Genomic DNA, 11,043 nt, shown 5'->3' with positions numbered 1-11,043 from the left:
CCTCAGAACCTTCTAGAAGACAAATTCTCCAGCATCCCATTCACCATTGGCGAGTGCTACTCCATGATTTAACTGAATACTGCCGATCTCCATTTGTGGTAAGGCGATGATTTGCTCTATAACTGCGATAAAATCATTATTCATTCTGGCAATCGTACGCTCATCGAACAAGCCGGTATTGTACTGCCAACTAAGCAGCAGACCATTCCCCTTATCAATGACTTCCAGTGCCACATCAAGCATCGAATACTGCCGTTTGTATGGATAACTCGTAATCTGTAGGCTGGAGCTACCCCTTGTCGGTTGCTCAAGCTGGTGAAGTGTAAGCATCGACTCTACAAGCGGGCTTCTTGCGATCTGCCGATCATACTTCACGTGGCGAAGCAGATGGTTAAACGGATATAATCCATGTTCCAAGGACTTACTTACATTCGTTTTTATCTCAGATAGGTAGTCGGTTACGGCCAACTGCTTGTGTGGCTTCATATAAAGTGCAAGTAAATTTGTGAAGGCTCCAATCGATCCATAGAATTCAGAGCGATTACGGTTATCCACATCGCAACCGATGACCAGTTCTTCCTGATTACCGTATTTACTGAGCAGTATTGAATATGCGGTCAGAAGCATCATGTATAAAGTACTTTTATAATCAAGACCAAATTGGCGCACTCTCGCTGACAAACCTTGAGACATTTCGCTTCGAAGCTCAGCGCCTGCGAAGGTCCTCTTCCCCGTTCGTTCGTGATCGGTCGGCAGCTGCAGCAGCGGCGAATGCTGCTTATAGACCTGGAACCAATAGTCTTCTTCCCGTTTCCATGAGGTCGACCGTTCATACTGTCTTAGCCATACGGCGTACTCCTTCGGTTGCATCAAATCATTCGGAAGCTGTGTACCATCGTACAGGCCTGTGAAATCCCTAAGCAGAATCGTCTTTGATATAGCATCAGAAATAATATGATGCATATCAACAACAAGCAGATGAACGCCTTCTTCCATCTCAATAAGTCCAATCCGGATTAGCGGAGCAATGCTTAAATCAAACGGACGGATAAATGAACGAATCACCTCATCGATCTGCTGATCCTCCAGCTTGACGCTCTCTATCCGCAGCGGAGCATCGCGATGAATTCGCTGACTTACTATACCTTTGATCTTATGGAATGAAGTCCTCAGCCCTTCATGCCGTTTGACAAGCTCTGCGAGCGTATGATTAAGCTTTTGTCTGTCGAGAGGTCCCTCTAATCGGAGCACACCTGGCGAATTGGAGCCCGGCTCATCTCCTTCAATTTCTCTTAATGTGTAGATTTGCTCTTGGAACGGCGTGACTGGGTAATACTCCGCCGGAGCTGACTGCAATATGTCAACTTCATTGTCGCTTCCGGATATGACAGCAATATGTTCTGAAATGGCCCGGATCGTTTGGTGCTCCAACAACGCTTGGACACTCAACTTAACACCTAACTGCCGACCTAACACCGATACGAATTGAATAGCCTTTAATGAATGTCCACCATGCTCTAGAAAGTTGTCATCGATGCCAGGTAAAGATACCTGCAGCACTTCTGCCCAAATGGTTGCAAGCTGTTTCTCCATCTCATTCCGGGGAGAAACATATTGGCTCCCGGCTGTACAAACTTCTCGTGGGTCCGGCAGCGCTTTGCGATCGATCTTACCGTGAGGGGTTAATGGCATCTCCGGAAGTTGAATAAAATAGCTTGGAACCATATAAACCGGCAGCACTTCCTCTAAATAAGCACGCATACTTTCTGTCACAATTTGATTTTCACGACATACATAATAGCAAACTAGATCGGTAACTTCGCCCTCAGATGATGCAGCAATTACTGCTGCTTGATGGACATTCGGGTGCTGCAATATGGCACGCTCTACTTCTTTGAGCTCCACCCGATAGCCGCGGACTTGTACTTGATCATCTTTACGGCCCCAATACTCGAGAATGAAGTTTTTATCCAAACAGCCGATATCGCCAGTACGATATAATCGCTCACCGGTTATAGGATGAGAAGTGAATTCCTTTTGGGTCAGATCAGGCCGGTTCAAATAACCATCCGTAATTCCTGATCCACCGATACAAATCTCTCCCTTAATACCTGGCGGGCAAAGCTCCCCCGACTGGCCTAATACGTAAATGTGTGTATTGGAAATCGGCGCACCGATCGGAATGTTGCTCCGCCTGCTTAATGGGGCATTCATGCACAAATAAACCGAAGCATAAATTGCTGATTCGGTCATACCATAAATATTCGCAATACGCGCTCGTTGGAAAAGTCGGTTCCAGTCTTGTACTAAATCAGCCGAAATCGCCTCACCGCCGTTAAATACCCATCGCAGCCGAGGAAGTGGATTGAGTTCGTTGTGTAACTCGACGTATGATAAGAACAATCTCATCATCGCCGGTACGAATTGAGTTATAGTAATGTTCTCGGTTTGGAGCCACTTGAATAACGACTCGGGACTTTTCCCCTCCTCATCCTTCAAGATGGAGAGCTTCGCCCCTACAATCAGGGGCCAAAATAGTTCCCATACCGAATCGGTAAACGATATCGACGTTTTCTGTGCAATCACGTCTGATTCATCAAGAGGGAACTTGTCGTTTAGCCAGAAAATTGTATTCAAAACTTGTCTATGTGTAATCGTTACACCTTTCGGCTGCCCGGTTGAACCGGATGTATAGATGACGTAGGCCGTATCAGATTCCTTACCGCTTGATGCATACTCCGCAACCGGCTGCTTTAAAATATCAACTTCCGAATAATGATTTAATACCGACATCGTCTGATCAGTCTGATCCAGACATAGGATTGACTCCATACTATCCGGCAGATCGATAGTCCATTTGTCTAAATGAATGGTTTGCGTAATCAATATCTTACAGCCGCTATCCTTTAGCAAAAGCTGAATTCTTTGTCGCGGATAATGCGGGTCTATCGGAACATATCCCATGCCATTTTTGAAAATAGCCAGCGTAGATGCTACAAATTCGGCACCTCTATCGGCCATAACCGCTACCAGGTCCCTTGGAGCACCACCAGCTTGTAGCAGAAGACGGGCTATCTGATTGGACTTCTCCTCCAGATCCTTATACGTCACCGTGTGCTCACCATCAATAACCGCAATACGATTCGGATTCAGTTTAACCTGCTCGACGAATAAATCTGCAATCGTAACCTCGGTCCGATATGCAGTGCGAGTATCATTGAATTTCTCTAATTGTTTCGATTCATAATCGGACTGTAAGTTGAATTCGTTCAGTCCGATATCAAATACTAGCTTATCGTCCATCCTTTATCCATGTCTCCTACCGTTTCGACTTAAAAAATTGTACCATCCGATCGATACCTTCCTCATAGTCAGCTGTTGAGTAAGATAACCGCAGCATACTTGGAAGACCAAAATCTGATCCAGGGACTGTAGCAACATGCGTTGCTTGAAACAGCTCCGTCGCCAGTTCTAGCGAATTTGCAATGTTATGTCGCCCCATAAAGCGCTGGCAATCGATTGTGATATAAAATCCGCCTCGGGATGGCAAGGTTCTTACATCCTCAACATCCCGGAACGCTTCTAGCGTATACTCCCTGCGCATTTTATAGATGCTGACCAGATGTTCCACCTCATGCTGATGATCAAGCGCCGCCATGGCACCGAATTGAACGATCGGGTCTGCCGTCAGTAATGTATGATGCTGAATGACGGTGAGTGGCTGAACAAGTTCATCCGGCACGATCGCATACCCTACACGTTTGCTGTACATACGGTAACCTTTGGAGAAGGCATCCGTTGTCACAAATTGAGATTTGGTATTCTTCAGCTGCATAACGGATTCACACTTATCGTCGAAATATGTGTTGGCATAAATTTCATCGTTAATAATTGTAGCTCGTCCATCAACGATTCGGTCGATCATATTTAGCTCATCCCGAGTAAGTATATTTCCCAGCGGGTTACCTGGCGTGTTAATAACTACAACTTTCGTCTTATCGGTGTAATTTTGCTCAAATGATTCGACATCAAGCGCGAGAGTATCCAGATTAATTTTGTAATGCCGGACTTTTGCTCCGACTAGCAGTGCACTAAAGTGATACAGCGAATAATACGGGAAAGGGAGTAATACCTCGTCGCCTTCTTTCAACAGCAAATAAAACAGATTACGGAACACAGAGCTGGTTCCAACGCTTATTATAAAGTTGTCTGGTTTAATCGTTACATTGTACTTCCGTTCATAATGACCCGCTAATTTTTCTTTCAGCTCAGGTAGTCCACCCGGATAAACAAGCGTATACTTTTCAAACGTCTGAAGAGCCTCCTGCATGGAGCTGATGATATCCGGATGTAGCGGGAGTTCCGACTTTCCCAGTGTCATCCGAATTGCTTTTCCACCCTTACTTTCCAATTCGTTAGCCATTTGATCAAGTACAAACATCAAAAATCTTTCGTCATGGAAATTAATAGATGATCTAATGATCGTTGACATATTTTTATTTCCCCTCAAGTCAATTATTTTGGTACTTCTGCAAGCTTATTTACAATGACCATGAATCGCCGGGCTAGCGATTCAACCATATCCTTTTCTACTCGGATCTGATCATAGCCGAATATGAATTGCATCGAGCCTCCATATACGAAGCAGCTTACAGTTAACGGGCAGCCTGTCATCATTGGTTCGCAATAGTCGGTCAACGTTCCGCTCCATACAGTCGACTGCCGGTCCGGAAGGAATGCTTGTGCTACAAACAATGTTGGCCACGACAAGATGGAATCAGTTTCGAGGCAAGTTGCAGGGTAAGCAGTTAGTGCGGCCGCCTCTTCTAAGGCCTGGCTAGTCCTATCGAGCAGTTGAACAAAAGACGCTGCCCCACGCGTATCAAGAATAAATGGTACATAATTGACGAAATTACCAATTGTCTCTTGGTATCCTTCTTCTGGCCTTCCATTAACAGCGACTCCTGCGGAAACAACAGAACCCTGCGTCATCTGCTGAAGCAGAAGCACGTACGAAGTTAAGAGAACCTTTTCGACGCTGCGCTTCGTATGCTCGACGAACTGCATAAACATAGCAAACCTATCTCCGCTCAGCGAATACATTACAGAGGCGCCAGCCTTGCCGCCAACGCCAAATGGATACTCGAACGCCTTAGTACGTTCAATCCATTTCTTACGCTCTCGCTCCAATAAACCATATTTCACCATTCGCTGCTGCTTATATGCGAAAGAGGCGTAAGTATGATTATTAGCAACTTCAGGGGCCCTATCGTTCAACAGTGAAGTGTAAGTAGCTTTCATTTGCTCGATAATAAAATTGATACTGTGCCCGTCGCAAACCGAAGCATGCAAACATCCGATGATACGCTGTCTTCCTATACCGATCCTAACCAGCATGAAACGGACCATCTTGCCTTCCGCCACGTTTAAAGTACTGCTTATTTCAGCTTTCATCAGCTTAGTCAAGTATTCATTACGCTCTTCCTCGTTCATTTTCTGCACATCTACTAACTTAAGATGGTATTCTTCGATGCGATCTGAAGGCCACAGCAGCGGATTGAACCGCAGCAGATGATAAATCGATTTCTCAAGCAATACACCATCAAGCTCTTCAATACAGTCGACACCGAAAACAACGTTCGCAGCAGTTCCCTCCATTTGCTCCTGCATTACCCATCGGGTTTGAATGAAGGACCTCTCTGTTGAATACAAGCTGTCCTGTTCAATGTTTATCACTTGCTGACGTTGGTGTTCATCTGTCCCGTCTGCCAAGAGTAAATAATTGGCTATTGCAGGCCGTACGTAGATACCTTGTACGTCTGCGAAGTCATAAGCAATACCAACTGTGGCAAACCTGTCGATGCATGTGACAATATCTGAAACCGGATGTACGATTTCCGTGATGCCGCTTCCATACTGCGCAAGCATTTGTTTTAATTCGCCGCTTCGGGGTGCGGTCAATTCTATGATTGAGCCCCCATCCTGATGCAGCACAGCCACGAAATGATGGGTCTGCATACATACATATTGATCCGCTAACTTATAGCCGAACTGGTGTAAACAGTGCACCGAACTTTCGATCGATTCCGTTAATAAACGGACCGTCGGGACGGGACCTGCCGTATCGTTCATCTCTGCTGATATTGTGCTTCCTGTCTCAACCAGTTCTACTAAACCTAACCCCTTCATATAAATGAAGATAACCATAGCATTGTCGAACAAGACAGCCGCTTTCTTCTCGCTAACTGCTTCATATTGAGCACCGTGTGTATTCAGTTTATGCAATAAACGATCAATATCCGAAACAGCGAAACAAAGATGGTACGGAATGGATCCACGTTCTTTCAATATTCTGAACACAGGGGACGCCGAATCGACAGGTGCAACCAACTCAAAGAGTATGCCTGGTTCAATCCTACCAATCGAAAGCAATACATTCTGTAGAGGATCATGAAGAACAGGCCCCATACCAATCCCTAGTTCGCCGTACTGACGGTGTGAAGCTTCGATGTCAGCTACCGCAACGCCGATATGGTGCAGCCGCACATGAGGTTCCTGGTGTTCTGCTTGACCCGAGGCTCCTTTCATGATCAATATGTCAGCGAGCCGCTGTCCGGGATCAGTTAGCAGAGCGTCGAGCACCAGCAAGAAGTTGTCTGAGAAAACCTTCATAGTATCCTGTCTGAACAATTGCGTGTCATACTCCAAAACGCACTGGTATGAGCTCGGTGTAGGTGTAACATCGATCTTGAAATCCAGTTTAGATGTACTAGACTCATACGAAATTTGTTTAAGCTGTAACTCTTCCGACATACTCTCAAGTTCTTGCTCACGCTGATTGTGATAGATGAGCATCGTATCAAACAATGGATTTCTACCCGGTTGAATCGCTTTGCCGAAATGCGAAACTATCTCTTCAAGCGGGAAGGTCTGATTGTCATAGGCTTGCCATACCGTCTCTTGTACTTCTTTGAGAAAATCAACATACTTGACCGATCTTTTCGGATAACAGCGGATCGGTAAAAAATTTACGAATACTCCTACTATATTGTTCAGATCCGGATGGTCTCTACCACTAACCAGAGAACCAACGACTAAATCCTCTTGTGTTGTATATTTATGAAGTAATACATAATAAGCTGACAATAAGACTATATTCACCGTACTGCCGCTTTCACTTACAAAATGATTTAGCCGATTGAATAAATCACTCTCAATTGTAAAGAGGTGATGACTACCTTCAAACTTCTTCACTAGCGGCCTTGTATAGTCTGAAGGAAAATGCATGACGGACAGCTTATCCTTGAATTGATTTATCCAGAACGACCGTTGATTGTTCCAGCCTTCTCCATCAGCCTTAGCCCAGAACCAGCATGTGTAATCCTTATACTGCAAGTTAGCTGCCGGCAGCATACTCCCATGATACAACTGAATAAATTCATTCATCAGGAGGTTAAGTGAAGTACCGTCCAACACAATATGATGAGAATCGAACAGCAAATACTGTCCTTCATTTTCTGTGTCAACAAGGGCTACCCGCAGCAGAGGCGCCTGGGACAGATCGAACGGACGAATATAACCCTGTAAGACTTGTTCAATCGTCCTCCCATTCATAACCTCGCTATCAATATCGAACGCAACCTCATTCAGAATGCGTTGATACACTTCTCCATCCTGGAGAAAGAATGAAGTACGAAATACTTCATGACGGTTAATAATTCGTTGAAAAGTATTGAACGCTCTGCTACGATTCAGAGTGCCCGTGATTGACAAGATTCCGGACATGTTATAACTAGTACTCTCTTCTTCTAGATGCCGCAGTATAAATATTTTCTTCTGCGCGGAAGAAGCACGATAATACGGCTGAAGCTCAGCTTTCGGTATTGGAGCTAGTGTCGTTTGGTGTTGTCCGCCTCGTTCTGCAATATAAGCCGCCATTTGACGAATAGTCGGATATCGGGCAACATCTTGCAGGGCAATAACTACCGACAGTTGAATCTGTATTCGCGTGGCAAGTTCTGCAGCCTTCAGGGAATGTCCACCAATGGAATAAAAATGATCATCTATATCAACCTTTTTCACATTAAGAATCCTGCACCAAATACTCGATAATTCAACCTCCAATTGATTATTGAAGTATCCAGTGCGACCGGTTTCCGTGACTACATACTCCAACTGCTGCAGGGCTAACTTATTCAGTTTGCCGCTTGCCGTATACGGTAGCGCATCCATCCTTTTATACAATGATGGAACCATATATTCCGGCAATTGTGACGAGATATAATTTCTCAGGTCATCACGGTCGATCATGCAGTCATCAACATAGCACAAAGCCAGCATTTGATCGTCTCTAACCCGCACGGCTACTACGGCAGCTTCTTTAATAGCCGCATGACTTCTTACTACAGCTTCTATCTCTTCAATTTCAACGCGGTTCCCGCGTATTTTAACTTGAAAGTCTTTGCGCCCGAAGTACTGAAGGCTGCCGTCCTCCAGCCAGCGTGCTAAATCACCCGTACGATAAAGACGGCCGTATACAGTCTCTAGATAGGAGGCTGCCGTTCTGGCTTCATCTCCTATGTAGCCTGCCGTAACCCCCATCCCACCTAAATATATTTCTCCAGTACTGCCTTTCGGCAGCAGCTGCATGTCCTCGTCCAGTATATACACGCTTACGTTATAACTGGGCTTACCTATCGGTATAGGGCCATCATGTACCACTTGCTCCGGTACAAGGTATCCCGAAGCTGAAATACTATTCTCTGTAGGACCGTATAAGTTATACAGCGACGATTGCGGTAGTAGGGTATAATGATGCTTCGCCAAGCTAGCCGTCATCATTTCACCTGTGCAAATCACTCTCTTGACAGAAGAGAGCGCCCCTTCCGGTGCATGCTCCGCATAATCCAGCAGCGCGCGATACATCGTCGGTACTACCAGAATGAAATTAATTTGATGAAGCTGAATCAGATCTATCAGCCTCTTCGGCGATTTATTATCGTTTTCTTGAAGCAGATGAAGTGTTCCGCCTGTTAGCAGCGTACAAAAAATTTCTACAACAGAAGCATCGAACGTTAAGGTTGCGATTTGTAATGTTCTTGTTTCGGTATTGATGCCAACAAATTCATTGTGCCACCACAACGAATTGATCAATTGGGAGTGATTGACTATAACCCCTTTCGGCTTCCCCGTAGATCCGGAGGTGAACATTGCATATGCAGGAGATGTTGACGCAAGGGCAGTCTGTTCGATTGTTAATGCATATTGTCCCTCCCAGTTGCTACAATCCTGTACATTAAGCAACTCTAGTTCCAATTCGCAAGCTAATTCCATGTTCGAGTTATCTGTAATTAATAGCGCCGGTTGAATCCGATCGATAATTTGCTTTATTCTTACGGTCGGTATGAGCGGATCAAGCGGCACATAGAATGAACCACTTTTTAAAATTCCTAGTAGCGTGACAATCATTTCTGTCGAGCGGCCGCATAATACTGCGACCGGCCGATGGTTACCTGTGACCTTCGATGAAATAGCCCGTGCTAATTGGTTCGTTATTTGCTGTAACTGGGAATACGACATCTGCTTATCGCTGTCTATCAGTGCCGTGGCATCTGGAAATTTATCCGCCACTTGATCAAACAACTCATGAACGCATTGGTCAGCCGGAATACTGACAACGTCCATAGGGGCCGAAAGCAATCTCAACTGTTCCTCGACATCAAATATAGGGGTGTTGACGATCTGACTATCCGGCTGAAAGATCATTCCTTTCAGTACATTGCTGTAATGCTTTGCAATCCGTTCCACTACTGCTTCCTGTAATAAAGAGGTATCGTAGTTGAAATGGATTTCCAAACCATCATCATGTTTTATTTCCACTACCAACGCATAGTTAGCCGTCTCAAACGATTGTATTTCCTCGATTTCTATGCCAAGATTCAAACTTCGCAGCGACTTATTGATTGGATAATTCTGAAATAGAAACAAGCTGTATGTAAGCACGCTGTGTACATCGATTCCCGAATACCCCTTCAGCTCTGCAACTGATACGTTAAGATAAGGGGCTCTTTCATGCTGCTCCCTGCTCATTACAGCAAGTAAACTGTCAACCGTACTCGTTGCATCCCATTTTACTCGCTGAGGGCAGGTAGAAACGAATAAGCCCACCATCTCTTCTATACCGGCAAGTGGTATGCTTCTACCCGTATGCGCCACCTCGAACAGTACATCCTTCGTTCCACTATATCTGCCTAATACCACGGCCCAGCCTACCTGCAACAATGTGCTCAGTGTCACCTCATAATCTCTGGACAATTGTTCCAGGCCTTCCGTCAACTCTGCATCGAGACAGATACGCAGCGAGCGATGGCCTAGAGGGAATCCTTCCTGCCGATGAAACGGAAGCTCTGTCGGTGTGGTAAAGTCTTTAAGATAACTCTTCCAATAGAACGCTGTTTGGGTGTTCGACTTCGTATCCTTTAGGTGGCGCAGATACTGCTTATATTTCATTTTCGGGCGCTGTGCAACTCGTTGTTCTTTTATCAGGCTGCCGTAATTAGTAAATATTTCGTTTAACAACACCCCGGAACTCCATCCATCCATGATAATATGATGGAACGACCACACGAGAACATACTGATCTCGCCCCATCCTGATCGTGCGAATTCGCATCGTGTCGCCAGACTCCAGCTGAAAATGTTCCTTTTGATCCTTCTTCAGTAGTTGGTTCAATCGTTCCCGCTGATTGTCCTCCCGACATGCCGACCAATCATAATACGGAATACACATAGCTTTGTATTTCATAATAATCTGAACCGGAGATTGAATATTCTCCCAACGGAACACGGCACGCAGCATTTCGTTAGTATCAACGACCATATCTACTGCCTTGTTAAAGCAGATGGGATCAAGTTCCCCACGAAGATAGAGAATATGCTGTCCATGGTATTTCGTCGAAGCAGGCTCTAGGCGATAATGATACAGCATGCTCTCTTGGGTCGGACTTAACGGGAGTATATCAGCTACATCCGCCTTTTTCATAGA

At 45.2% G+C, this 11,043-nt stretch carries 3 protein-coding genes; all 3 read right to left on the bottom strand.

Features of this window, described 5'->3' with window-relative positions; all coding sequences use genetic code 11:
• Positions 1-12 precede the first annotated feature (12 nt).
• From A3848_RS02040 to A3848_RS02030, 3 genes are read right to left on the bottom strand one after another with little or no spacing between them, the layout of a single operon-like run.
• Positions 13-3,303, bottom strand: coding sequence for a non-ribosomal peptide synthetase (locus tag A3848_RS02040; protein WP_074083264.1), 3,291 nt, complete (start codon positions 3,301-3,303; stop codon positions 13-15).
• 16 nt (positions 3,304-3,319) lie between these two features.
• The gene (locus A3848_RS02035) at positions 3,320-4,492 is read right to left on the bottom strand and encodes a pyridoxal phosphate-dependent aminotransferase (protein ID WP_074083263.1); all 1,173 of its coding nucleotides are present in this window, start codon (positions 4,490-4,492) and stop codon (positions 3,320-3,322) included.
• A gap of 23 nt (positions 4,493-4,515) precedes the next feature.
• The gene (locus A3848_RS02030; RefSeq protein WP_074083262.1) at positions 4,516-11,040 is read right to left on the bottom strand and encodes a non-ribosomal peptide synthetase; all 6,525 of its coding nucleotides are present in this window, start codon (positions 11,038-11,040) and stop codon (positions 4,516-4,518) included.
• Positions 11,041-11,043: the final 3 nt, after the last annotated feature.

Source organism: Paenibacillus sp. P32E (assembly GCF_001909085.1).
In the GTDB taxonomy this organism is placed as follows: Bacteria; Bacillota; Bacilli; order Paenibacillales; family Paenibacillaceae; genus Paenibacillus_AQ; species Paenibacillus_AQ helianthi.
The sequence above is the reverse complement of the archived record's forward strand: the minus strand, read 5'-3'. Positions and strand labels throughout refer to the sequence as shown.